We start from the raw sequence: 24,780 nt of genomic DNA on the forward strand, positions 1-24,780 counted from the left end.
GGCCTTCGGGCCCCTTATCAATTGAGGATTGACCTGTCAATGGGTCATGGTAGAATGAACCTAACCTAATTCCGTATTGTGTATCTCATACGGACTTTTGAGGGGATCGATATGAACATTATCTGGTGGGTCCTTCGTCCTTTTTATTGGCTCGGTCTGTTGCCAGTAATTGCAGTATTCCTGATCGCTTGTGCCCACTTCTCCAGGGACACAGAGGTATCGCTAGGGATCATGGCCATCGCGCTGGTCTATTTCGGGCTCGGCTACCTGCTGTTCTCGGTGGCTCCACGTTATTTCAAATCGCGCCTCGATCGCATGGTCGAGAAGGTCAAGCTGACGGGCTTCAGCCCGAGCCATGAAGCCGTCTCGGTGATGTTCAACCGCTACGTCGGCTTTGATGCCGCAGCAAAGAAGGCGTTGTATGTAGACGTCAACTTGAACAGCGCGACCTTGATTGACTTTGATCAGGTGTCCAGCTGGGAGCTGGTACCCGATAAAAGCCCGCTCTTGCTGTTTAAGTTAGTCACTCGCGTTCCGAACCTGCATGAAATCGGGGTACGCATAAAGGCGAACCAGTTCGGGGCCTGGAAGTCGGATATGCACACTTTGTTCGGCTGACCAAAAAATTCAACGGAATTGATGCTTTATGAACCTGAAAATGACTGCTGCAGCATGTGTTGTGATGGGGCTCCTGACTGGATGCAATGACAAGGAAGCACCTGCACCAGTATCCACCCCCAAGCAGAGCCAGAGCACACAGACGCCGCCCGCGGCACCGGAAAAGCCTGCACAAGTGATCGACACTTCTGTACCGCTGAACCAGTACCAGGACTTGGCGAGTAACAACGGCAAGCCACTCACGTTCCTGGTGCTTGCTAAGGCGCCTGGGGCCACGACGGAGGACAAGATGGGCTACCTCTCCGCCGACTACCTGGCCACCAGCGACGCCTTCAAGCGCAAGGACATTGAGTCAGCCCAGTGGCCGGCATTCGAGGCCTCGCTGAAATCCTATGCTGCCAATGATTACTACTCACTGCCGATCTCCGGGTTTGGGGTGTCGAGCGTGTTGAGCATGCAGAACGTTTCTGTCGGTCCATACGATTTCAATACGCATTCGTTCCCACTCACCAGCTACGGGCAGTACTGCTGGGCAAATCCTGTTCGCAACGCTCAAGGAATGAACCTGCAGGTTAAGCCATCGGCGTTCCCATGCAGCCTGCAAGTCAATGACCCTGCCCAAGCTCGGATCATCGAAGAAGCCCGGGCAAAAGGCAGCCTTGACCTTCGAGGCACCTTGTACCTGTACATCCCGGAAGCTGATGGCAACACCGCAGTCGGTCAGGTCGTGCGCGGCTCGATCGACCTGGTCGACCAACAAACTAATCAGGTTATGGCGAACTTCACCATGTGACGATCCAAAGCGAAGGAGGTGGCCTATGAAGCATTTAGTGACTCGCGAGCCGTGGTGGGCTCAACCGCCCAAACCTGGGCAAAGTGACAAAGACTGCACATGGGGCTACCTCGAACGCTACGACGATGGATCGTTTTCGTTCGACCAGGCCAATCGCCCAAGCGATGAAGAAATTCAAAACCGAAAGGGATGCCGGGTGCCGCCGCACTCTACGTCGCCCTCGACCGGGATTTTACAAGGCAAGGAGACTTCGATGAGTGCGAGCTCGATTCAAGAATGGCAAGGCGTCCTGCAGGACATTGCTGAACAAAAACGGCATCGCCTGACGGGCAGCGAATACAAAGAGGTCATCGCCGCGATCGAGGCGCAGCCCAAGGACATTGAAAGCCAGCACATAGCGCGTCAGTTGGTGGCCAAGCTGGCTCAGCACCAAGGGCACGAATCCGAAGCTCCCTTTCGCGATCAAGGCCTGAATCGGGTGTTCAACGTTGAAAAGTTGCCGGCAGCGCCTGCAGAGGGCGACGAACGCCTGCGGGAACGCGTCATCGCCGGTACCACCATTTTCAAGTCACGTGAATTCGATCATACGTCCGAGCCTTCAAAGCTCAACGAACGCGGGGAGCCTGGCCGGCTGGTCCACGGAAAACGCCTCGACGTCTTCCACAATACCGAAGGCCCGGGCGACAAGTTCGAAGTGTTCCAGGTGCGAACCTCCACGCACATTCCGTACAGCACTGGAATCCCAGGCAAACCAGTGGATGGTGAGCGCAAGCCTCAAGGAGTGTTCCATAGCTTTGAAGAGGCTGGGAAGAGCATCGACAAGACAGTGGGGGTGATGAGGCATTCTGAGCTGATCAGACAGCGCCAGGCCGAGCATGGCATTCACTGGAAGGAAGCCCCACCAGCGCCGAAAGCCCGGGCTCCACGGCCAGCATAACCATCCAGAGAGGGCTACGGCCCTCTCGTTCATTTGGAGCAAGCATGTGATTCTACAATTCAAGTTTTTCAACACCGAACAACAAGAAACCGCTCTCTTCCAGACCGAAATTGATCTGAACGGGTTGGTTGCTGTTTCAGAGTCAAAACGCGAAATGATTCGGGAAAAAGGGAAGTCTTTTGCGCAGAGTGCAGTTCCGTTCTGGGCCAGCGAACTGGTCAAAGCAATGGAAGAAAATGATGAGCAGGCCATGGGGCGTCACGCCATTCAAGCCGCTATGGCCGCGTGGTTGGCTGACTCGGTGTTCGACGGAGCTACAAAGGCTGATTACGAGTCGAGCTACCTGGAGTTCAACGTTCACCCGACGGGAATGGTCGTACTGAACAGACACCCAATGGCGAGGTACAAGGCGCCCAAAGGGGCGCCTTCCCCTTAAAGGATGATGAAAGGGCAGGCCGCGCTGTGGCAGATGGTTTTGCCCTTTGCTTGCACCGGTTCTGCTCGGTCGATGTCAATGAGACCTTGACCCAGCGGGACTTTACAGACCACTCCGTCGACCATGATCAACGCGCTTGATTGGCAAGCTTGGTCCGAGCGGGCCTGAAGCAGATGTGCATAGGCATTCTTGATGTCCTGAACGCCCTGCAATAAAACGCAACGATGAGTATTCATGATTTTCTCCTCACGCTGCGCCGGCAATTTCTGCCGCACGCCGGGTAACGATGATCACCGGAATGGGAAGGGACAGCTCGTCCCGTACGATCAGGGCTTTGCTCTGGCTGTACATCGCGCTGGCCAGCTGACGGCGGGCGAGCATTGACCCGATGCTCGACTGAGTTGATTGGGTAGTTTTGCCATTACATGGTACGACCAGAGATTCACCAGGCTTCAACTCAGCCAGTGCTTGGGAAACATTGCCGCATGAGATTTTGAGTTCCATCGCTTGCTCCTAGAGAGGGGTAGCCGCCCCGTTTGAATGTTGCATGTACGTACGTACGTACGTACGTACGTACTTATAATAGATCTTGTTGCACGACTTGTCAGCCAAAAGAGAGAAATCTCTAGAACCAATTGGCATCACCGCTCACGGAAGGAGAAGGGAATGAAACAAGCAATCTCGGTAGGGGGAGGATTGGTGCTGTTGCTACTAGCAACAGTCAGCGCTGCAGCAGAGGAGAGCGGACCGGCGCCTATCGCAGCGAACCTTACCGCACAGTTCTATGACGTTGCCGAGGAGGTCGTGGAAGTAAATGTACTGCAGCAAACAGCGCTGACTGCGACAGTCGTTGCATCGGCGCCTGGGGGTCATACCTGTACATTTCAAATGGTGCCGGCCCCTGCAGAAACAGCGGCTCCACATGGCTGGCTGATCGCACACACCAGCTGCAAGTCCTAAGCTTGGAGGAGGGCAAAGAACGTGAGTACCCGATTAACCGAAACAGCTACCCACGATGACTGGCAGGAATTTGAGCACGGTGGCCAGCGCTGGTCGTTCAACGCTGATGAGCTCGCCCAGCTCGATGTGGAAGACGGGTTCTTCCACTTCGTGGACTACCACCGACTGAGCAAACCGACAGTGGAACGTGTAGCGGCATTCATCGACAGCATGTGAACCATCAGCCCGCCCAGCGCGGGTTGAACTCGACCAGTGAGCAAGTCAGTTAAGGCTGGTGTGGATCGGCAGTGATGCGGATGGTTTGCTCTCTGGCCAATACGCGCTCGATACGTTGAAACAATCCCTGATTCTTTGCCTTGGCTGCTGGGCGCAGCCGATCGGCCTCCTCGATCACAGCCTGCAGTGCTTTTGCTGGATCGGGTTGCTTGCTCGAATAGCCCAACCGTTGCCCAAGGTCGTACCGCAAGTTCTGCGCAGCGCCGTTTACCGCCTGAGTAAGTGTCTCCTCGCCACTCTCGAAACGGTCAAAATCCCTCCCAAATTGCGAGGAAAGCCCCCCCTCGTAATAGTCTTCCAGGTAGTTGCAGTCGAATAAGGCCAGATGAAGCTCCATGATCTCCAGCAATTGCTCATCTCGCCCCGGGAGTCTCATCGGTGACTGATGGGAAGCGATTCGCGATCAGCCCGCTGATTGCTACCAAATAGGCTTTACGCGCCTTGTCTTCTCGTTTTTCGAGTTCAACCCGCACCTCTTTTGCCCGCTCAACGTGACGGTTGAGGTCGCGCAGGAGAACTGCAGCCCGCTTTAGCAGGTCGCAGTCGTCCATATCCAGGAGCTCGCTAAGGCCGATACTGGGAGTACTGAGCTGCTCCAGCTGATTGCAGGTAGCAGTGAGCTGGGCCTGCTGGGTTTTGAGGTCACTACCGCTGCTGTATTTGAGAACTTCGAGGACCTGCGCAGAGGTAATACGTCCGTAGAGCGGGTTCGATTTGGTAGCCATACTTGGCCTCAGATAACCTTGTATGAAGCATCGGCCCAGTCTCGGAAATGGAGAGCGGCTGGGCCAGCTGGGGGGCAAGCAGAACACCAGCTTACCATGCGAAGGTTCTAGCAAACCGGGCTGCAGAGCCGGCGCGAAGTCAGGTCGCAAGCTTCTTCGCGCGGCTGAGGTCCTGAACTCGTGAGGCCGAGATGCCTGCGAGTTTGGCCAACAACGAATGGGGGATAACACCCAACAGGTGGTTGTATCTCGCAGCTCTGGATACGCGCTCATAAGGCTTCACGCCCAGAAAATCACGGCGCTTTTCGATGATGCTGAAAGGCACCCCTACGATGCGGCTGATCTTGGCGATCGACATGCTGTGCAATAGGGACTCGTAACCCAGCAAAGGACCATGGAAGTCCTGCAGAGGGGCTATTTCGATGGGCTGGAGTAGAGGAGCGACTGGCCCGAACCCGAGCGACTCTCTCGCTTGCTGTACGGCATCGAGCGGAACGTCGGACACTCGAGCTATATCTTGATCACTCACGAAGCCGAAAAGGGGCTTGTAGGCTCTCAGAGGGTGTCCAAGGGGTAGGCTTTGCTGCCGCGGTTTGGGCCTAAAGACCGGCAGAATTTTTTGGGACTCCCTGTAGGCTTTCACCATGTGGGACGAGACGCCGCATCGAGCTGCAACAGAACGATCCGAGATAACCCCCAGCAAGTGCGTATATGGAGCGATAGCTTGCGCTACGGTGTAGGGCGGCAGTCCGTACGCTTCTCTACGTCGTTTGATGGCATGCCTCGAAGTGCCCACCTGCAGGGACAGATGGAGATCCTTCATAGTGCCCAGTAGGTGGTCATAGTCCCGTGGTTTACCGACCGCAGCCGGATTTACGATCCTCGGTAGGCTTGCTTCCATTCAATGCTCCAACACTTGCTAAACGCCGCCGGCGTTCCGGTAAAACTCAACTCAGTTGCGCGGCAAAAGGAACATGGTAACAGCCCTCCAACAGAGAATTCATGCCACCCTTTGGGCGGACGCAGTGATCTTTCTGACAATCCAGCACTCCACTCTAAAGGGAAATCTCAGATAGCGAGGTCGCGGATCGTGCAACCACCCAAGGCACCGAATCCGGGTTGGATCGCTCCACAACTGGTGACTTTGACAACTCGGCCTCCGCAAGGTGAATGGAGGTACGAGCTAAAGTACGACGGGTATCGCCTATTGGTCCGGATCGATGGTAACCAGGTGCAGCTTTTCACCAAGAACGGTTTTGACTGGACCGATCGTATGCCACTGCTTGCCAAAGGCCTTAAACGCCTGGCCGTGCATTCGGCCTGGCTCGATGGTGAGGTCGTGATTCAGGAGGACGACGGTCGACCTGCCTTCCAAGCCCTGCAGTCTGCGTTCGCCTCGAAGGCCACTGATGACCTGGTCTATGTGGCCTTTGACTTGCTGTACCTCAATGGTGCGGATCTTCGGGGTGAAGCCGTCGAGCTAAGGAGACAGGTGCTCGAGGCGCTTCTCGAACATTGTCCGATGGAGCGAGTGCGGTTCTCCGCAACCTTGGATGCTGACCCGATGCAATTGCTTGCCAATGCCTGCAGGATGAACCTGGAGGGCATCGTCGGGAAGCGAGACGGTAGCCGATACAGCAGCGCGCGGGACGGTGCCTGGGTGAAGCTCAAGTGTGGCAATCGGCAAGAATTCGTCATAGCCGGCTACACCCGGGCTGCAGGCGGCATTGGCTCGCTATTGCTGGGCCTGCATAACGACGAAGGACACCTGGTTTACGCAGGAAGGGTTGGTTCCGGGTTCAGCGAGCGTACCCTGCAGGCTTTGCTGGTAGCTCTCGCGCCGCTTGCCCAGGATCGCCCCCCTCTGATCGACCCGCCTCGTTTGGAGCGCGCAGGGGTTGTGTGGCTAGCCCCGCAGCAGGTGTGTGAAGTGAAGTTCGCGGAGATAACCCCGGCCGGCAAGGTCCGGCACGCAGTGTTCGTCGGTCTACGCGACGATAAGCCGGCCGACGTCATCAGCCTGGAAAGCGACAGTGAGCCGGTTTGAGTGAACGTCTTGCCATCAAATCGTGCGTGCTTAAAAAAGCCCCGGGGTAGGGGGCTCTGATGGTTATTTTTGTCGCTTGCTGATGATCTCTCGAAGATAGACCTGCCGAAATCTGCTGACCTGGTCTTTTACAGAAAGCGCAGCCTGCTCTTGCAGATATGGGGGTGAGCCCTGCAGTACGCTGTTCACGTAGCTGGTCCACTTGAGGTATGCCTCATCAGATGCTGATTTCACTGGCTCAGATGGCTCGTATGAAACATATTCCTTGTAGTAGTAGCTGCTTACAATCCGGCTCGTAGAGGCGGCGCATTGCGAGAGCTTTCTTTCAGTCTTCCTTGTGTAGTCGTCCGTGATTCTGATTTTCAAGCTGCTGCGCTGTAGGTCACAGTGGAAAAGGCTGCTGTTGATCATGTCGACCAGGTTTTCAGCAGGATTTGAGACAGCGCTTGGCTTAATACTGTCCTTTAGTTGGTCTTCATACGATAGCTTCGAGTACGCGATAGTCGTGTCTATTTGCTGTTGTGAAGCTCCCCTGGCTCTCATGTCGCTGACTGTTTTGTCTAGAGCTTCTTGGGCGATCTGCTCGTCAGATTTTGGTGTGTATGCTGACTGAGAAACGCAACCAGTGAGCAATGCCACGCTGAATGCCAAACTACTCCATGTAAATCGCATGTTGCTGTTCTTCCTTTGTGTGTGTTGGTATTTCTATGCTTTTCGGCAGCTTACGATCGATCCACTGCTTCTTTTCGTTGATGCTTCCTCTCTTCCCATTGCTTCTGCTGAATCTGCTCACCTTGTTTTTCTAACCACTCCACGAACACTGATACTTGGTCAATCGCGTATAAGAATTTCTCTGACGTAACGTTAATGCTTGGTCGGCATAACCACTGCCTCGTTTCGCCATCGTTCTCTTCTATCAACGCACTCTCTCGATCACTGACAAAAAACGGGCTTCGCATTTTTGCGAGCGCGTCATCCGAGTATCGTGGCGTGTCGAACACTAGGGAATCAGGGTGCTGGGTGCTGTTCCGTGCCAAGACAAGCTCTTCGATCAAGCTAAAGTCAAAAGGGCCTTCTTCAAAGGGAGTTGCGCCATGAGCGGCGTAAAAAGCCCTGTAGCCATTTGGCCATCCCTGATTTTTGAAAATCTGCTTCAACGACGGCCCTGGCGGCGTGCCCAGCCTTCGATGCCATTCAGTGAGGTAGAGATGCAGAGATGCTGAAACCATAGATAAGCATGCTCCGCCAAGAACTTCGATCGAGGAGTCAGCTTCCAGCCATTCTGTCAGAAAGGCAGGCTCAACATCTTCCGAATAGGGCGGTATGAAAGGAGCTTCCTCTGCATCAATCTTCCGAATGCGCTCAATGAAGGGGGCGGTTCCATTGATGTAGAGCTGCTTGATGAATGAGAGTCGTTGTTCGAGGAAAAAGCGAATGTCCATTTCTATGCCCTGGCAGGTGATTGGCCAATGCCCGCTCGGTGCAGGCATCGCGGGCAGCTCGAACATATCATGCCAAGGGTTGAGTGAAGAACGTCCTAATCTCATTTTGACATGGGAAGCCGGCACTCACTAGCATGACCCTGGCGTGGACGATCGCGGACCTGCAAGCCCGCTAAGGTAGATTAAAAATGAATTTGCTTGAACTGAGCGATTTGGCCTTTCTCAAGCATACGGACGGCACCGCTGGTTTGCGGGCGTAGGTATTTTAGATCTTTCACATCGATCTTGAGCTTGCGGGCAGCCTCATCCCAATCTGCAGTGGCCAGGTTCAAAAGCAGCAAGGTGCCGGCATTCTTGATGAAGTCAGAGCTGAAATGTGCCGGGGACTGACCAGCCAAAAGAATCGACAACCCAAACTTCCGCATTTCAGTGACGATGATGTTAATTGGATTACTGACATCCTCATCGTTAAACTTCTTGGATTCATCCAGCACAACAAGTCGCCGCAGCTTTCCGCCAGACTCACCTCGTTGCATCATCTCGCGGATGATTGACCGGAGGCGGAAGCGCACGAACATTTTTAATTCGTCCTCAGACTGAGCCAAGGGTTTCAAATTGTAGCGCCGCACCCTTGCATTGCCAAACGGGGGAGGGTTTGGGTTGAAAACGCCAGTAGCGTGAAGATTCTCAAGTCGAGTGATCACACTCAATACAACATCTTTACTGTGGTACTTGATGACATCCTCGAACTCATGGCCAGTCTCAATATTATTAAGGAAGGTCATATGCGCCTCGGCTGCCTTCTCTTTCGCCGTGTTGAGCCGTTTCTGCTGTGCCTCCATTTCCGAGTCGTCGCCTCGCGCATTTGCCTTTGCGAGTTCAGTACGCCGTTTATTCACCGCCGACATGCAGCGGCAATATTCCTCAAAACAGCTCAAGGCTTTTTTTCCATCGCCACTGTCGTCCACACCCATCCATAGTGAACGGAGCTTACGCTTCGCAAGCCGGATCACATCAGGTAGCGTTGGGTAAACACCACGGAGCTCATTCCACTGCTTTGTCTGAATTATGTGGCGAATTTCTTCTTCGGTCGCTTCACGCCGTACCCAGGTTCGAGGATCACCAGGCAGTATGCCGCGGGCGGTGTACGCATCTGTTAGCAAATGCCGAAGCACACCTTCCTGATTACCCCCAAGCTTTCTTGAGGTCGAATTGATCGACTCGATGACGTCATTCACAGCGCGGCGAACACCGCCATAATGCGGATCAGTGTTTAGAATGAGCGGGTTGAACCCGTAGCGTGATGACTCACTAAACATGACGGTCTCTGCGCCAGGGATCTCGATATCACCGTGATAGTCAAAGATGTCGATTTCGACCTCTTCATTCATGTTGGTTACAAACTCGCGAATCCAATGCGTTTTACCAGCACCTGAAGTCCCGGCCACACCAACATGGTGATTAGAAACTCGATCCTCTGACCAAACAACAGGTAACTCAATGTTATCTTTTTTGAGTTTCCAGTAGTCGTTCCCCAATCTGATAGCTGTGGACATAAAAACTCCTTAGTCGTCGAAGGCTTCTTCGGGTATCTCTAGATCATCCCCTTCATCACCCAGCAACTCCTCGAATTCGTCTTCATCACGAATCTGGTGGTAATAGCCGGAGAGACCTTTTGCCTCTGCAGCGTGTACAGCTTTTCGAGCAGCTTGGAACAACACAATGCCGCGTTGTTCTGGGGTCACTTCAAACCGGGTAATACTGTCCATGTGAGCTGCCGTTGCCACAACTTCTTCGAGAACCGGATCATCCAGCTTTGGATAGTAGGCGGATTCGACTCTGCGCAACTGGGCAGTTACGTAATCGACTGAATGGTGATCGGTTGTGCTGATCTTTTCGGCGCTATGCGGGAGCCGCGAATATTCTGGTCGCTCAATTTGAAGGAACCGGTTGATACGTGCCGAAAGTTTGCTAGTTTTTTTGTGCTCATCCGGGATGTAGAAGCTGGAGCTCGGAACAACGCTATCTTTGAAGATGACCATGCCTTCGCCGGCTTGGAGCTTTTTCAAGTCAGGCAGCTCGATCTTGTTACGTTTCTCAATATTGGCTCCCGCTTGAGCGCGGAAAGAGGACTGCATGGCACCGGAGCTTTCATCGTAGCCACCCAAGACACTGTAATACCCTTCACCGCCAGCCTTGCGGATGAAGTCGTAGGTGTCCTCAGGGTCTTCCAATGCGAGCACCCACTTAACCTTGGTATTGGCCAGCATCGAAGCAGCTTCGTCAGCTGCCTCGCCACGTTTCAGACCTTGCATGTCTTGAACTGCAGCAACCATCATGAAGCCCAGACTACGAGCCTGTGCGAACATGACAGCGATCCCTGCAGCAAAGTAGTAAGCCAGCTCATCACTGATGATGAGGTAGGGGTTGGGCGCATTGGTCGCTTTTGTGTCGAGCACCTGCTCTTTCGTCCCCTCCAGTTTGTAGCCGAGGTTTTGAGCCATCATCAACCGAATGGACGAGATGTAGAGCTTGCCCAGCGATGCCGCTTCGGAGGCTGATTTCTCCAGGCTCGGGATCATCACCACAAGCAGCCTATCGTTAAGCAATACATCCATCATGTCGATTTCCGGATACTTGTCGCTGAACACGTGCGAGTAGGTATCCATCATCATCGAGAAAATGCGAGAGAATTGACCAGTCAAATAGCCATGCTGGTTAAATACCTCCGCGTCCCATTTAGAGGGATCGTCCACCAAGTCGGGGTTGAAGCCCGGCAGGCCGGTCTCAAAGTACGCTTTGATAGGCAGGTAGGCAGTCTCGGGAATCAGACCCTGCTGGCCTTCTTTGTATAGCTCGACCAGATTCTTCAGCGCGAGATAATGCCGGAAGGTAGCAACGGAAATTTCAATCTCGCCCCTGGCGCGTTTGTAGCAGAGCGTCCTGATCACTGCGTCGACCATGTTGATCGCTTTTTCTTGCCACTTCGCACCATCGCCACTGGCCGCAGGCAGCAGCGACGCCAAGAGCTGCAGCAAAAAGTCGGCAGCACCGTCACCAAAGGGATTCAGCGAGTTCGACTGCGCTCTAAAGTCCGAGGTCCACTCTTTTCCATTCTCGCGGGCCACCATGCTATCGAATGGGTCCATACCCCCGGTCAAATAGTTGAGGATCAAGAAGTCATCTTCACGGCCTAGGCGCCTGGCAAGAGACCACAGGCAAAATGCTAGGTTGGAGTCAGCTTTGCCGTCTGCGTAGCAAGCTCCCGATCCCCAGCAAAGTGCGTTGAAGAACAGCGCCATGAGCGTTTCACTTTTTCCACTGCCGGTGGTTCCAGGAATCCACATATGCGTACGGCAGTCGGAGTTGTTGAGCCAAAGTTCTCGACCTTCGTCCTCACTCCTTGCAATGCCCTCGGCGTTTGGCGTACGCAAATACCCCAGATACATGATGCCACCAGCAGCAAGGAGCTTGCGAAACGTTCGAGAGCTTTTAAATAAGCCCCACAAGGTTTTTTGTTCGACCAGTTCTTCGTAATAATCAGTTCGATCTTTACCACCGATGTCTTTTGGCATCCGCAATGGCATTCGAAAACGCTGATCATTGAAGGACATAACCATCATGCACATGATCAGTATCCAAACAGGCCACGCGGCAGGTTGATAGACCATCAACCCAATAAGTGCGAGCATCGCCAGCTTGAAGTTATTTGGCCGATGAAGCGAGACCATGAATCGGGTCCAAGCTGACCGGGTGTCTCTGGACAAGCGTCCAGCTTGGATCTCGTGTTGAGAATCGATAGCCATTAATCGTCTCCTACGCGCTCAAGGAAATGCCGATAGCGCGCTCAAATTGCAAGCTAAGCGCTTTTTTGAAGAGAGCCGCATCGCGAATACGGGCTATGACAGCCCGACCGCGTTCCGCTGCTTTAACCTGGGATTCGGGGATCTCGATATCCAGACGGTGCTTAACAAAATCGGTCAGGAAACGGCTGAGCGGTTGCGCTTGATTCAGCATTTCTATCCAATATTCGAGACCGTTTTCTCGCAGGATACTGTCCGGGTCGGTACCTTCTGGAAGAAACAAGAATTGCGCATTTTTCCCGTCGCACATTTCTTCCAATACAACTGCAGAGGATCTCAAAGCCGCTTTTCGTCCCGCTTTATCGCCATCGAAGGCGAATGTAACGGTATCTGCATTTTGAAAGAGCCTACGCATTTGCACATTGGTAAGGGACGTTCCCATGGGAGCAACTGCCCGCGAATCACCAGCCTGGTGGAGGCTTAACACATCGAAAAAGCCTTCGACCACCACTGCATGTCTGTCAGCCCGGATGAATTGGCGGGCGACGTTGAAGGCATACAGCTCCTCGCCTTTATGAAAAAGTTTCGTCTCTGGCGAGTTAATGTATTTAGGCGTTCGGTCAGGGCTCTCAATAACAGATCGGCCTGCAAAGCCAACTAGGGCCCCGCCGTGGTCGTGAATCGGGATCATTATCCGACTTCGGAATCTGTCAAATAAACGGCCATCCTCGGCTTCACATACCAGACCACAATCAATCAGGATCTGCCGGTCGTGGCGCTTCAGCAGGAGGTCTGCAATACCAGTACCTACGGTGCCTAAACCGTACTTACCGATCGTGTCGGAGCTCAACCTTCGCTGTTGAGTCAGGTAGCCATATGACTTTGCATTCCTCTGGATGCCGCCTACATAGAGGGCTTGGGCGTCCTTGAGGGCGCGGTACATGGCTGCCAACTCCGCATTCCGCGCTTGATCAGCAGCTGTATCCAGGCTGGGCTCCGGGAGTTGGATGCCCGAAAATTCGGCAACCGCTGCAACGGCATCAGGGAAGGGCAGGTGGTGATGGTCCATCATCCACGTGATAGCGTCACCCTTCGCGCCACATCCATAGCAGCGGTAGAAATTACGCTCTGGGGAAACACTAAACGACGGCGTTTTTTCCTTGTGGAAGGGGCAGCAAGCGCTAAAGCTTTTGCCCGATTTCTTCAGTGTAATGTCACGCGATATCAACCCCACCAAATCCGCTGCTTGGCGGACTCGATCGAGAAACTCGTCACTGTATCTAACGTACTTCCCCATGAGCGATCCCTACTGAGCTTGCGTCTGTTCCAGCCACTGGGCAATGGCTGCCGCTTGGTTGGGAAGGGCGAGCGGCGTCTGCGCGCCCTGCTGGTTGATCACCGTTGGGGTGCCCAGGAACTGCAGTTTTCTGAAGACTTGGTCATTGGCCCGAACATGGGTAAGGCCTTCCTCGCATACAGGCCCATCGATCGGCCGCCCCTTGGCGATGGCTTTCCACATCGAGGCGCGCTGCTCGATCGGGGCGCAAAGCATCTGTGCGATAGGCTTGGCTGAGCCTTCACCTCCGATCACCGATACAGGGAAGATCTCAACGGTATGATCCGCGGCGAGCTGCTCGAGCTCAGGCTCGAATTTCTGGCAGTGAGGGCAAGAAGGATCAGAGAAGACGTAGACAGTCCCTTTAGCCCCTTCGGATAGCTTCACTGAATACTTGCCGGTAGCCACCCCGGCCTTGATCGCCTCGCGGACAATTTTCGGGTCTGTTGGTTTGGGAAGGCCGGGGATGTTAGAGAGGTCTGGGGCAGGCTGTTGGAATGTCTGTGGGTTCTGTGGGGCAAATGCCGGGGTAGGGGCCTGTGGTGCCTGGAGACCGCTTCCCGACCCATACTGCGCCTCGGTAGGCGCCTGCAGCCCGGTCAGTTTTGCCGCAAACATGTTCAAGCCGAGGGCAAAAATGATTGCGAAAGCGGGGATAACTCCCCACTTTACGATCCCTTTGGCCCGGGAGGTCCAGCGCCGGCGCAACCCATGCGAAACAATAGCGCTCTGGAGTGCTTCAAAGGCGTCAGTAGCCAGTTGTTCGGTGCCAAAGGACTCGAGAACGACCTGCTCCAGCTTCCCACCAAATGCGCTGGTCACGAGGATCTGCTTACCCTCACGCTTCAGAGACAGCCCGCGCTCCAAGGGCAACAACGATACACTCCGTTCTTCACCAGTCGAGCCGAAGTGAATGTGAAGGGTGTTGTCGTAATGACGAATCTTGTCTCGGTTTTTCATTAAATATCTCCAGTATTGAGATCGACGAGACCAAGCTTGGCCAAATACTTTTCAACCCCGTCGATTGCATCTTCGATAAATGGCTCGGTCAACCTATAACCCGTGTCATCGGCGTAACTTTCCCAGTGGGTCTGCGTGTAAACTGCTCCCGCTTCCATAAGCGGAGCTTTACGCTTACCTAAGTTCAGCGCGTAGAACAAAGGGCGGTCCATCCCTTTCAACCAACGAAACTGAGACGATGGCAGTTTTCCCAAGTTACTAGCTTGCTGGTGCATGGCATAAAGCATTGTTCTGGGGTAGGGGTGTTTATTAAGCCAGGTTTGAGCTTCCGGGTGCGCGGCATACTTCTTGAACGTATCGTCAGCCAAGCTCAAATCGGGATAGCCCTTTTTTCCCTCAAAGGTGTTGTGGTGGCATGAACGATTCAGAGCGTCCAGCAGCTCCTGGGCCTTCTTCATATCGCGCCCATCCGATAACAGCCTGGCGCCGAACACTGCAAACAGGGCTCGCTCGGTAGGACTCAGCTCATTCAGGCTTTTGATCCGGCTACCCAAGTCTTTTACCAGCAGCTCCCGGCAGCGCTCCCGGTCGAGCCGTCGGTTGACGATGAGGCCATGCTGCAGAGCCCATTCTTCGGGATGGATCGCGCTGCGGTGCTCCTCAGGATCTTCATTCAAAAGCAGCGTGTGCGGATCGCCGTAATACAAGGATGGGATGATTGCGGGTGAATGGTTAGACATCACCCATGGCAGCGTTTCTACTGTGATAACTCGGCGGGTTTTGTTAGCCGCGTGCCGATGCGCCGCACGGAACCCACGTAGCGCTAATATGACGGGGATGAAAATGAAAAAGTACCCTGAAATATTGAGCAGACGCAGCAAGTCAGCAAACTTTACTTGCGAGGGGTTCATCGCAAGCTGGGCCGCTTCGTATCGCCACAGTCGAATTTGATCTGGCATAAATGACCAATCAAATACACCAAGTTGATGCCAAGCCCACTTCAACCCCCAGTAGCTGATCGTGCCGTGCCAGCGCGACCAGCACATCCAGCCAAACACAACAGGAAGTGCTATCATCACCAACCACACAACTCCCATACCATCAGACTCACCCTGGTTATGGCGCGCCATATTCCCTCCTAGAATCTCAATGAGTTGTTATATACGCGCTGTATATAGGGATATTTGAATTTCGGTGTTCTTGAGTGGTAGTGCCCAACACCGTCCCAAAAACTCCCACCGGCATGATTAATTTCGTACCGCAGGATGTAAGCGCCGGCCCTTGCCGCCCAGCAGAAATCGCTCGTGATGAGCTCGGGCGGGACGCCGAACTCGCTTTGCAGGCGGTTTGCCCAAACCGTGTTGATCTGGAAGGGCCCGTGATCGACCGTCCCGTTCTTGTTCACGCTCTTCAACGGTTCACCGCTGCCGCTCTCGGTAAGCCATACAGCGATTAGGCCACGCAATGGCAGGCTGTAATCCCGAGCAGCTTGCACCATGCAGGCAGGTACCAGGTCTTGGGCGACATCAGGCGGTGGAGCGGGAATTGGAACCATTAGGCAATCCTTCCGTAATAACCCGTGATGGTTTATGCTTTTCCGTATGGTAGCTATTCTACGGAATCAAGGCAAGGCAAACCACACCGGTCGCTGGGTAGGTCCAGACGGCTCCAGACTCAAGGGTAAGGAGGGTTGATGGAAAAAATTCTTTGGATCGCTGAGAAAGAATCCCAGCTATCCCAGGGTGTATTCCCTGTGCTCAATGGACATACTTCTGATCGTGGGGCAGGCTGGACGAAACACGGTAACGACTGGTGCGTATGGCTGGATGGACATGCCTTCCAACAAGCGACGCCTGATGACTATTTGCCGGACGATCTGCCTACAACCGGCAAGGGTCGGAAAATTTGGCGGATGGAAGATCTGCCAATTATTCCACCAGAACAGCAATGGAAAATTCTGCCTGATCCTCGCAAACGGCCCCGGCTCAGCAAGCTGAAAGAGCTTCTGGCCTGGTGTGACGTTGTGTACCACCTTGGCGATCCGGACAGCGAGGGACAAAGCCTGGTCGACGAGGCGCTGGAGTACTACTGCTGCCGCAAGCCTGTTAAACGGGTGTTGATCAACGACTACAACCCCAGCAAGGTCCGCGAAGCACTCGCGAATATGCGTGACAACTCTGATCCGCTGTTCAGAGGATGGCGGTTGTGGGGGCTTGCTCGGAGCCGTTATGACTGGCTTTTGGGCATGAACGGTACACGGGCGATGACCCTTCGAGGGCGCGACATGGGCCACCAAGGATTGCTGCCCGTTGGTAGCGTGCAGAGCCCTTTGCTGTACGTCGTCCGCGAGCGGGACCGAGCGATCGAGTCTTTCAAACCTGTCCCTTATCAAGACATCAGTGCCGTTTTCACAGCCGAAGCGGGGATGTCAATCCGCGGCCGCTGGATGCCACAGGATGACCAGGCTGGCCTGGATGAATCCGGTCGCCTGGTCGACGAAGGGGTTGCGAAATCCCTCCTTGCACGCCTGCAGGATGGCGTGCCCGGGGAAGCCTCAGTCATCGAGCACTCGGTCACCGACAAGAAGAAGAAGCCCCCACTTCCCTTGTCCATGAACGAGCTTCAAATGGAAGGTTTCAGCCGCTTCGGTTATACCGGTGACGAGGTGATGGAGGCCGCGCAGAAGCTCTACGACACCTACAAGGTCATGACATATCCTCGTACCGATGTGCGCTTCCTTTCTGAAGCCCATCATGCCGAGGCGCCCGGTGTGATCGCAGGCATTATCCAACTGCGGCCAGATCTGCAGGCCATTGCTCGTGAGCTGGACCCACAGCGCAAATCAGCAGCCTTCAATGATGCGAAAATGCGTACTCCCACGGGTGAACCCACCCCGCATCACGGCATCATCCCTTCAACCCCGGAAAATCCAGTCGATGTGGCTGACTGGTCGGAACCTGAGCGGAACGTGTACGACATGGTGGTCCGGGCGTATCTTGCCCAGTTTGCTGCCGATTACCGGTATCGGTCGATGGTGTTGCGCATTCGTGTTCAGGTTGGTGAGGTTTTCGGCGCAACTGGTGTCTGCCCAACCGAGCAAGGTTGGAAAGCTGTTTACAAAGAGCCTCCACCGCTGGATGGTGCGCCCGGCGAAGATGAAGGGCCCGAGGGTGAACTGCCTGATGTGCAGATCGGCGATTTGCTCCAGTGGTTGGAGGTGAACGCCACAGGCAAGGTAACTACTCCGCCACCGCGCTTCGACGACAACATGCTCCTCGATGCAATGAAAAATCTGCATCGGTACGTGGACGATGTGGAGTTGAAAAAGCGGCTCAAAGAGGGTGAGGGGATAGGCACTACAGCCACCCGTGCAGGCATCATCGCCGACATGAAGCGACGTAGTCTGTTTGTGCCGGCGGGGGGAAAGGGCAAGAAACTCATGACCAGCCCTGAAGCCAGGAGTTTGATTGACGCTCTGCCCATGCGAGTTAAAGACCCCGCGCAAGCCGGTGCTTTCAAGCGTTCGCTGGATAAAGTCGCAGATGGAGCGATGAGCCTGAGCGACTTCATGCGCTACGCCGAGGAATTCGTTCGTGACGTTGTAGCCACTGCCAAGGACGCCTCTATCATGCCCCTCCCGCCCGCAGCCGGCGAAGGCGCTCCCTGTCCTAACTGCAAAAGCGCTTTGCAAAACCGGGGCAAACGAACCGTATGTTCCAACTGCGAGTTCGTACTTTGGCACGAGGTATCAGGAAAAACTCTCACTCCAGGCCAGATCGAACTGCTGTTGGTGAAGGGTGAAACACCTGTCATCAAGGGCTTCGTGAGTCGTCAAAAACAGTCCAAGTTTTCCGCGAAGCTGAAGCTGGACACCTGCACAGGGAAAACGACGTTTGTGTTCGACTCAGCGCCCAGCGCCCCGGAGCGTCCAGTTCCACCGGCGCCGGCGATGTCTTCAAGCAAGCTTGAGTGCCCACGCTGCTCAGGTGAGATTTCAGCGGTACCAGGTCACTTTGAATGCAAAGCGTGCCAGTTCAAAGTCGGTGCAGTGATCGCCAGTCGGCCGCTGAGTGCTTTGGAAGCGGATGCGCTGTTCACGAGCGGGAAGACGGAGAAGCTCTCTGGATTTCTCAACCGTGAAAAGCGCCCATTCACCGCATACCTCAAACTCAACCGGGATAGCTGGAAAGTCGAATTCGACTTCGGCAAGAAGGTGGGCTGAATGATCACCGATTTCCTTAACGAACATGACCGGCAGCTGCTGGCCCACGAAAAGGGTTTCCAGGATCTGGTGCTGCAGCACATGCGAGCGCTACCTGCGCTGGAGTGGATGAGGTTCAGAACCATCGCCCGGGACAATAGCGCTTGGGGAGATGCCGCCGCGCGAAGCCTCTACAAACACGAGGAGGTGCTGCACGCATCAATCAACCTGCCAACGTTGGGTTTGGGCGACTTGCCCAAATCCTATGCCGCCGGAGCCAGCGTCATAGGCCAGCTCGGGGGACAACCCGTGCTCTATTTTGAGGGCACTGGCTATTACGCATGGGCCTTGGCTCCCGAAACATCGTCAATCCTCGAGGCTTCAATCACTTATCCAGCCTACCCGCCAGGGTGGGCTGAAGGAGATCGTTCATGATTCGCCGCACATTGCCGATCCTGCTGCTGATCCTATTGGCTGGCTGCAACCAGGAGTCAGGGGCATCAAAAGAGCCTGGCGAACACAGGGAAGTTATCCAAGGGATGCACACCCAATTTATTAAAGTCACCGAGGGTCAGAATCAATGGTATGAGATGGCCATTTCGGTAGACGACAGCAACACGTTCCGCATGCCAGTGTTCTTTGCTGAGGACGGAAAATTGGTTCGCGTCGATGACAAGCAAGCTCGCAAGCTGTTTGATCGGTGGCTCAAAGATCGAGCCAAAGGGATAGCAGCGTTCAGTTCAGTAGACGAGCAGGTTGGCTTCAAAGGGCCATTCCTGGCACTCGACGTTAAACGGTAGGGAATCAAATGTTTAACGAGACTGAAATGAAGGTCGTCCCGGCCTACTTCGCCAAAAATCCTGCAGGAATGTCGGTGCCATTTATCGTCTCCCTGATGCTGGTGGATGCGGATCACAAACCTGCTTTGCCGCCGTCGGTTGAGACCTCCATCGATCGCACGGCAGGTATCACAGGCGCGGAGGGGGCGGCATTGGCGAACGTCTATGACACCGATGATTTACGTGCCTTGGCGGTCAACAGCATCAACCGAGCCCATGGCCTTAAAGAGTTGGCCATCGTGCTGTTCCGCTGCCAAAGCGCGCCTACTGCGGAACAACTGATGACCGTGTTGAATGACTGCTTCGAGCTGTCCTTGGTCAAAGACAGCGCCGCAAGGGGACACGATGAATAATCGAATCATGCGGTTATTTGTAGCTGCTTTGAGTGTCGTAGTGGGCCTGGCCATGGCGATCAACTCTCGACTCAATGAACCCAGTCCCACAGCCGAATGGCTTCAGTCTGCGTTATTTTTGATACTTGGCCTCGCCTTGATCACCAAGGCCTTCACACCAAAAAAGAAGGACAATGCCATGCCGGAACAGTGGACGGATCACCAGCTTGCGGCCTTTGAAGCCGCGATGGAAACCATTGGCAACATGATCGCCCTCAAAGCTCGCGACATCCACAACGAGCGCAGCAAGGACGATCCGAACCAGGCGCTGATTGATCAGCTGAGGGCCGAGCAAGCTGAGCTCGTAGTCGAGCGCTCCCGGCTTCGCATTGACGACAATGTGGCGGTAGCGCACGCAATAGAGCGCTACGGGCCGATTGTCAAAGCTTCGGTTTGAAGGGGATACCTCATGGCATCTCCCGATCACGTTGGCCTTACCGTTGCTCAGGCCCAGGCGATAGTGGATCGATTCATGGCCGAATATCGTGGTCACATAGGTGTGACTGCTATTATCAAGGCCACGCAGGAGGAAATTTATGGACCCGACGCCGCAAGAGAAAAAATCGGATACCGAATTGACGCAGCCTACCACCCAGCAAGAGCCATCTTTACCCTTGCCGCTTCCAATATGGGTGATGAAGGGGCCGTCCGACGAGCGCTGCGCCACGAGCTCCTCGGGCATTATGGGCTCAACACCTTCAATCCCGAAGAAAAGCGGGAATTCCTGGATCGCGTTCTTGAAACGCGCGGCGAACCTTCACTAGCCCATATTTGGGCGTACGTGGATCAGCACTACGCCAAACTCCCCGGCATCCATCGTGCAGAAGAGGTCTTCGCGTTTGTCGCGGAGGAGGAGCGTTCATTCCTCGGAAAAGCATGGGACCGCACCCGCAATGCCCTACAAGGCATGTTGAAGGCCGTCGGACTTTCAGACGGTAGGCTTACTATCAGCGAGCTGCGCATTGAAGCTCAGGCAATCGCTGCTGGTATCAAGGAAGGACACCGACAGCAAATGACGTTTCCCAAGGACGACCAGTCGCAATTCCGACTGTCCCCCGAAGACCACGATGCCATTTTTGACGACATCGCCCTCCTGGCGCTCTCCACTACCAAACCTGTCAACCATCCAACCGCCGTTCTTCTCGGGGGACAACCTGGTGCAGGCAAGGCCGGACTCAGCAGCAAAGCACTGGATGAGTTCGGTGGTAACACCATCAAGGTTGATGCTGATGAGCTGCGCAAGCACCATCCGCAATACCTGCAGCTGATGCGGCAGAACGATCGATTGGCCGCCGATCGTACTCATCCGGACGCCGGCGCATGGTCGGTAAAGCTCACCAATTTGGCGATCAAGAATCGGCGGAATCTCTTGATCGACGGGACCATGCGGGATCCCGATAGTCTCGCCAGGCTGTGCTCTCGCCTTCACACCGCTGGCTATCGGGTCGAAGCCCGTGTATTGGCAGTAGATCCCCTCGTCAGCCGCATGAGCATTCATATGCGCTACGAGCTGCAGCGAGAAGCCAACGGATTTGGTCGTTGGTCGAATCGAGATAAGCATGATCAGGCCTACGCAGGCCTGCCTGTAACCGTCGAACGGCTAGAATCAGATAACCTAGTCGATACGCTGCAGGTGTTTAGCCGCAACGGTACCGAGTTGTATGCGCGTCGCCTCTCTGAGGTGGATTGCACTCCAGCAGCTGGCCGACTGCGCATCACTCAAGAACGCGAGCGCGTCTGGACTCCCGAGGAGATTCGCGGTTTCAGTTACAACCTGGAAGTGATCGAGGGAAAGATGCTTGTACGGCGAGCTGCCCCGAGCGAGCATGCTGAGCTGGATGGCATCCGATCGGAGTACCGTCACAAGTACCCGACCGATCTTAGCCAGGGAGATTTCCTGAAAAGGCCGAAGCCGGGCTACTAACAGTACCTTTTAAAAACAGTGAGTTAGAAACGCACATTGTCGTGTCTTCAGTAGTTTGTATAATGACTATTATACAAACTGGAATAGGAGGCGACGGCAATGCCTAGAAAACGGCGGCAGACCCCAGAGAATCAGGGGCAGATGACATTCGATTTCGCTTTTCAAGAGACGGTAAATACCATCGAGGACCTGCAAGCCGGCCTCGATTCCGACGAAGACCAAGGAGACCGCCATTATGATCACCAACCAAACACAGCCCCTGGAAATCTCCGCACGAGTCCTGAGCCAACAGACACTCGCATCGATCCGCCAGTCGCCGTCGTTCAGTCTCCAAGGCTGGAAGATTCTGGATCGCTGGGCGCTGAACAGCCCGGAACGCCTCAAGGCGATGGAGCTTCAGGGCGAGCTGCAACTGCTCAGCCGGCTATTGGAGCAGCAAGCCCTGGAATTGACGGCCATCAACAGCCTGCCAGCGGACAGCAAGCAGGGTCTGACCGAGCACGAGATCTTGCAAATGTTGGAGATCAAAACGGACCTGTAGCCCCCTCTGACTATGCGATTACCGGTGCTGATTCACTGGGCTCTGGCGGTCCAAAATCGAAATTCCGCGATAACGTCGCTGCCATTCAACTGCTGCAGGTGCTGCACAAGGAAGGCCGTGGCGCCACCCCAGACGAACAATCCACGCTGGTCAGATATGTAGGATGGGGTGGACTGCCGCAGGCTTTCGATCATCGAAATGATGCTTGGCGTGCCGAGTACCAGGAACTGGCCTCACTGCTCAGCCAAGATGAGTACGAGAGGGCCAGGCGCTCCACCCAGGACGCGCACTACACCTCAACCACCGTAATCGACGGCATTTACGAGGGTCTGGAGCGACTAGGGTTCAAAGGTGGCAAGGTTCTGGAACCAGCTGCCGGCATTGGCAATTTCATCGGCCTGATGCCGACAGAAATGCGGAGCAACAGTCGCATCACCGCCATCGAGCTTGACCCTCTGACAGCGCAGATCGGCGCTCATCTTTATCCATCATCCACCTTCATCAATCGCGGTCTGCAGGATGTGGCTATCCCAAGCGCATACTTCGATGCCTGCGTGGCGAACCCGCCCTTCGGTTCGCAATCGTTGTATGACCCGCATCACCGCGAATTGGCTGGTTTCTCGATCCACAACTACTTCCTGGCTAAATCGCTCAATACGCTCAAACCTGGTGGTGTGATGGGAGCCGTGGTCAGTCGGTATTTCCTCGATGCCGCCAATAGCAAGGCGCGTGAACATATCGCAGATACGGCCCACTTCCTGGGCGCTATTCGTCTACCCAACACGGCGTTCAAAGAGAATGCCCTGACCGAAGTAACGACGGATATCGTGTTCTTCCAGAAGGCACTCCCCGGAGACCAACCGGAGCGCCGCTGGGTAGATGTCGGTGAAATACGAGATCGCGAATCGGGTGAGCCAATCACGATCAACCAGTATTTCATCGACAATCCCGAGCAGATGGCCGGCCGGATGGCCCTCACCGGGAAGATGCGCCGCGATGCCGCTGATTTGATGGCGGAGCCAGGCCAGGACCTGAGCGCGGCGATCAGCGCCCGACTTCAAGCGTTGCCTGCAGGTGTTATCCGCACCTTCACAGGCGAGCCTCTTGATCATGAAACTGATGGCCAATTAGGTAAACCCGAGGTCGACCTGCCAGCGAATACCAAAGTGGGTTCCTACTTTGTGACCGCTGACGACCATTTGGCCCGTCGCTTGCCAGATCAGCTTGCAGCCCACGACTACCAGTTCATTACCCCGAAAACCGAGCGGGCAGGCCAACGAATTCGCGGCATGATTGAGGTACGTGACGCTCTGCGCGCGTTGATGAATGCTGAGCAGTCCGTTGACCCTCAAGATCTGGAAACCTTGCGCGGCCGTTTGAATGGACTGTACGACAAGTACGTCCGTCGATTTGGCCACCTGAGTAGCCAAGCCAACCGCCTGGCGATGGGGGAGGATCCTGAATACCCTCTGCTCAATGCGCTTGAGAGCAACTACGATCGCGGCGTATCGGCTGACATGGCACGCAAGCACGGAGTGCCGGCGCGCAATCCCACAGCTGATAAAGCCGCAATCTTCTCGCGCCGCGTGATGAGCCCACGCGAAGAAATTCGGCACGTCGAATCCGCTAAGGATGCACTGGTTGTCAGCATGAACCAGGTGGGCCGTGTAGACCTCGAGCGCATGATCCGCTTGTGCGGTCTGAGTGAGCCTGAACTCCTTCGTGACCTGAAGGGACTTGTCTACTTCAATCCGGGCAAGGATCGCTGGGAAACAGCCGATCAGTACCTGACCGGGAACGTGAAAGCGAAACTCAGGGGAGCGCTTCGAGCCGCGGAACACGATCCAAAGTTCTTGGAGAACGTCGAGGCGCTGCGTCCGATACAGCCAGCAGACATCGAGCCGATCGACATTTCCGTGCAGCTGGGTTCGACTTGGGTACCGGCGAAAACAATCGATGATTTCGTCGTACACCTGATAGGGGATGTACGCCGGCGCATCGACTACCAGGAGGCCTTGGGCAAGTGGATGGTGAACATCTCCGAGGGGGATAACACCACCATGCGCGTCACCTGGGGCACCGAAGCGTACCCCGCAAACAAGCTGGTAGAGGCGGTTTTAACGAACCGCCCGATCCAAGTGAAAGTGGAGGTCGGAAAGGACGATCATGGCCATCCGATCATGCAGGTTGATGAAACTCAGACTGCTGCAGCCAACCAAAAGGCGGACGAGATCCGCGCTGCGTTCACCGACTGGATCTGGGAGGATCAGGATCGTCGTGAATCCCTCTCGCGACTCTACAACGATAGGTTCAACACCAATATTCCCAGCCGCTACGACGGCTCACACCTGCAGCTGCCCGGCACCTCGCTGGACATCACGCTCCGTCCGCACCAGAAGGACGCAATTTGGCGCGGAATTCAGGACGGCACAGCACTGTTCGATCACGTAGTCGGCGCCGGTAAGACGCTGGTGTGTGTCGGAACCGTGATGGAGAGCAAGCGGATGGGGCTTTTCCGAAAGCCAATGGTGTTGGTACCGAATCATCTGT

28 protein-coding genes are annotated in these 24,780 nt (G+C 54.9%); 15 read left to right on the forward strand and 13 right to left on the reverse strand.

The genetic code is table 11. The annotated features are described in order from the left end of the window. Positions 1-111 precede the first annotated feature (111 nt). Genes APH36_RS24615 through APH36_RS24630 form a run of 4 tightly spaced genes read left to right on the forward strand, consistent with a single transcriptional unit; the run spans position 112 to position 2,784 of the window. Complete coding sequence (locus APH36_RS24615) at positions 112-618, forward strand: hypothetical protein (RefSeq protein ID WP_054903373.1); 507 nt, start codon at positions 112-114, stop codon at positions 616-618. A gap of 28 nt (positions 619-646) precedes the next feature. Further along, positions 647-1,411: a hypothetical protein gene (locus APH36_RS24620; RefSeq protein WP_232895390.1), complete on the forward strand. Its 765-nt coding sequence runs from the start codon at positions 647-649 to the stop codon at positions 1,409-1,411. 25 nt (positions 1,412-1,436) lie between these two features. After that, on the forward strand, positions 1,437-2,348 hold the full coding sequence (locus tag APH36_RS32830; protein WP_177337052.1) for a hypothetical protein: 912 nt from the start codon (positions 1,437-1,439) through the stop codon (positions 2,346-2,348). A gap of 46 nt (positions 2,349-2,394) precedes the next feature. After that, a complete protein-coding gene (locus tag APH36_RS24630) occupies positions 2,395-2,784 on the forward strand; it encodes a hypothetical protein (protein WP_054903375.1) in 390 nt (129 codons plus the stop codon). Here APH36_RS24630 and APH36_RS24635 read toward each other — a convergent pair. Together APH36_RS24635 and APH36_RS24640 are read right to left on the reverse strand one after the other, a co-directional pair. Next, entirely contained in the window at positions 2,781-3,020 is a 240-nt protein-coding gene (locus APH36_RS24635) for a hypothetical protein (RefSeq protein ID WP_054903376.1), read from the reverse strand. The genes APH36_RS24630 and APH36_RS24635 overlap by 4 nt on opposite strands. A gap of 10 nt (positions 3,021-3,030) precedes the next feature. Continuing rightward, a complete protein-coding gene (locus APH36_RS24640) occupies positions 3,031-3,288 on the reverse strand; it encodes a hypothetical protein (RefSeq protein WP_014003952.1) in 258 nt (85 codons plus the stop codon). Positions 3,289-3,450: 162 nt separating this feature from the next. Here APH36_RS24640 and APH36_RS24645 point away from each other — a divergent pair, with 162 nt between their 5' ends. Then, positions 3,451-3,744: a hypothetical protein gene (locus APH36_RS24645; RefSeq protein ID WP_054903377.1), complete on the forward strand. Its 294-nt coding sequence runs from the start codon at positions 3,451-3,453 to the stop codon at positions 3,742-3,744. 21 nt (positions 3,745-3,765) lie between these two features. Further along, the gene (locus APH36_RS24650) at positions 3,766-3,960 is read left to right on the forward strand and encodes a hypothetical protein (protein WP_054903378.1); all 195 of its coding nucleotides are present in this window, start codon (positions 3,766-3,768) and stop codon (positions 3,958-3,960) included. A gap of 49 nt (positions 3,961-4,009) precedes the next feature. On the opposite strand, the gene APH36_RS24655 is transcribed toward APH36_RS24650, so the two are convergent. The 3 genes from APH36_RS24655 to APH36_RS32835 all read right to left on the reverse strand — a co-directional run bounded on the left by APH36_RS24655 (position 4,010) and on the right by APH36_RS32835 (position 5,250). Next, entirely contained in the window at positions 4,010-4,369 is a 360-nt protein-coding gene (locus APH36_RS24655) for a hypothetical protein (RefSeq protein WP_153183658.1), read from the reverse strand. A gap of 4 nt (positions 4,370-4,373) precedes the next feature. After that, on the reverse strand, positions 4,374-4,745 hold the full coding sequence (locus APH36_RS24660; RefSeq protein ID WP_054903380.1) for a hypothetical protein: 372 nt from the start codon (positions 4,743-4,745) through the stop codon (positions 4,374-4,376). 139 nt (positions 4,746-4,884) lie between these two features. After that, positions 4,885-5,250, reverse strand: coding sequence for a hypothetical protein (locus APH36_RS32835; protein ID WP_232895391.1), 366 nt, complete (start codon positions 5,248-5,250; stop codon positions 4,885-4,887). A gap of 399 nt (positions 5,251-5,649) precedes the next feature. On the opposite strand from APH36_RS32835, the gene ligD reads away from it, so the two are divergent. Then, positions 5,650-6,792 carry a non-homologous end-joining DNA ligase gene (gene ligD / locus APH36_RS24670; RefSeq protein WP_082422885.1) on the forward strand — a complete coding sequence of 381 codons (1,143 nt, stop codon included), beginning with the start codon at positions 5,650-5,652 and terminating at the stop codon, positions 6,790-6,792. 63 nt (positions 6,793-6,855) lie between these two features. Here the strand turns inward: ligD and APH36_RS24675 are convergent, their stop codons facing one another. The 8 genes from APH36_RS24675 to APH36_RS24710 form a co-directional block, all read right to left on the reverse strand. After that, the gene (locus APH36_RS24675) at positions 6,856-7,464 is read right to left on the reverse strand and encodes a hypothetical protein (RefSeq protein ID WP_054903382.1); all 609 of its coding nucleotides are present in this window, start codon (positions 7,462-7,464) and stop codon (positions 6,856-6,858) included. Positions 7,465-7,514: 50 nt separating this feature from the next. Then, a complete protein-coding gene (locus APH36_RS24680; RefSeq protein WP_156342191.1) occupies positions 7,515-8,234 on the reverse strand; it encodes a hypothetical protein in 720 nt (239 codons plus the stop codon). Between the two features lie 182 nt (positions 8,235-8,416). Next, entirely contained in the window at positions 8,417-9,790 is a 1,374-nt protein-coding gene (locus APH36_RS24685) for a hypothetical protein (protein WP_054903384.1), read from the reverse strand. 9 nt (positions 9,791-9,799) lie between these two features. Further along, positions 9,800-12,040, reverse strand: coding sequence for a hypothetical protein (locus tag APH36_RS24690; RefSeq protein WP_054903385.1), 2,241 nt, complete (start codon positions 12,038-12,040; stop codon positions 9,800-9,802). Between the two features lie 10 nt (positions 12,041-12,050). Continuing rightward, positions 12,051-13,334: a DNA primase gene (dnaG, locus tag APH36_RS24695; protein ID WP_054903386.1), complete on the reverse strand. Its 1,284-nt coding sequence runs from the start codon at positions 13,332-13,334 to the stop codon at positions 12,051-12,053. A gap of 9 nt (positions 13,335-13,343) precedes the next feature. Further along, positions 13,344-14,333: a DsbC family protein gene (locus APH36_RS24700; protein WP_054903387.1), complete on the reverse strand. Its 990-nt coding sequence runs from the start codon at positions 14,331-14,333 to the stop codon at positions 13,344-13,346. Then, positions 14,333-15,463: a hypothetical protein gene (locus tag APH36_RS24705; RefSeq protein ID WP_054903388.1), complete on the reverse strand. Its 1,131-nt coding sequence runs from the start codon at positions 15,461-15,463 to the stop codon at positions 14,333-14,335. The genes APH36_RS24700 and APH36_RS24705 overlap by 1 nt, the downstream gene beginning before the upstream one ends. A gap of 8 nt (positions 15,464-15,471) precedes the next feature. Next, on the reverse strand, positions 15,472-15,888 hold the full coding sequence (locus APH36_RS24710) for a lytic transglycosylase domain-containing protein (RefSeq protein WP_054903389.1): 417 nt from the start codon (positions 15,886-15,888) through the stop codon (positions 15,472-15,474). Positions 15,889-16,026: 138 nt separating this feature from the next. Here APH36_RS24710 and APH36_RS24715 point away from each other — a divergent pair, with 138 nt between their 5' ends. The 8 genes from APH36_RS24715 to APH36_RS24750 all read left to right on the forward strand — a co-directional run. Continuing rightward, positions 16,027-18,555 carry a type IA DNA topoisomerase gene (locus APH36_RS24715; protein WP_054903390.1) on the forward strand — a complete coding sequence of 843 codons (2,529 nt, stop codon included), beginning with the start codon at positions 16,027-16,029 and terminating at the stop codon, positions 18,553-18,555. Beyond that, positions 18,556-18,969 carry a hypothetical protein gene (locus tag APH36_RS24720; RefSeq protein WP_054903391.1) on the forward strand — a complete coding sequence of 138 codons (414 nt, stop codon included), beginning with the start codon at positions 18,556-18,558 and terminating at the stop codon, positions 18,967-18,969. Then, entirely contained in the window at positions 18,966-19,334 is a 369-nt protein-coding gene (locus tag APH36_RS24725) for a hypothetical protein (RefSeq protein WP_054903392.1), read from the forward strand. Before APH36_RS24720 ends, APH36_RS24725 begins: the two co-directional genes overlap by 4 nt. A gap of 26 nt (positions 19,335-19,360) precedes the next feature. Further along, on the forward strand, positions 19,361-19,726 hold the full coding sequence (locus tag APH36_RS24730; protein WP_198752940.1) for a hypothetical protein: 366 nt from the start codon (positions 19,361-19,363) through the stop codon (positions 19,724-19,726). Then, complete coding sequence (locus APH36_RS32365; RefSeq protein ID WP_198752939.1) at positions 19,719-20,162, forward strand: hypothetical protein; 444 nt, start codon at positions 19,719-19,721, stop codon at positions 20,160-20,162. Before APH36_RS24730 ends, APH36_RS32365 begins: the two co-directional genes overlap by 8 nt. A gap of 12 nt (positions 20,163-20,174) precedes the next feature. Next, a complete protein-coding gene (locus APH36_RS24740) occupies positions 20,175-21,689 on the forward strand; it encodes a zeta toxin family protein (protein ID WP_054903394.1) in 1,515 nt (504 codons plus the stop codon). Between the two features lie 235 nt (positions 21,690-21,924). After that, a complete protein-coding gene (locus APH36_RS24745; protein ID WP_009682487.1) occupies positions 21,925-22,230 on the forward strand; it encodes a hypothetical protein in 306 nt (101 codons plus the stop codon). A 98-nt stretch (positions 22,231-22,328) separates the two neighbouring features. Continuing rightward, positions 22,329-24,780 (forward strand): Eco57I restriction-modification methylase domain-containing protein (locus tag APH36_RS24750; RefSeq protein WP_156342193.1); only part of this gene is annotated, 2,452 nt, incomplete at its 3' end.

Source organism: Pseudomonas sp. NBRC 111133, assembly GCF_001320605.1.
In the GTDB taxonomy this organism is placed as follows: domain Bacteria; phylum Pseudomonadota; class Gammaproteobacteria; order Pseudomonadales; family Pseudomonadaceae; genus Aquipseudomonas; species Aquipseudomonas monteilii.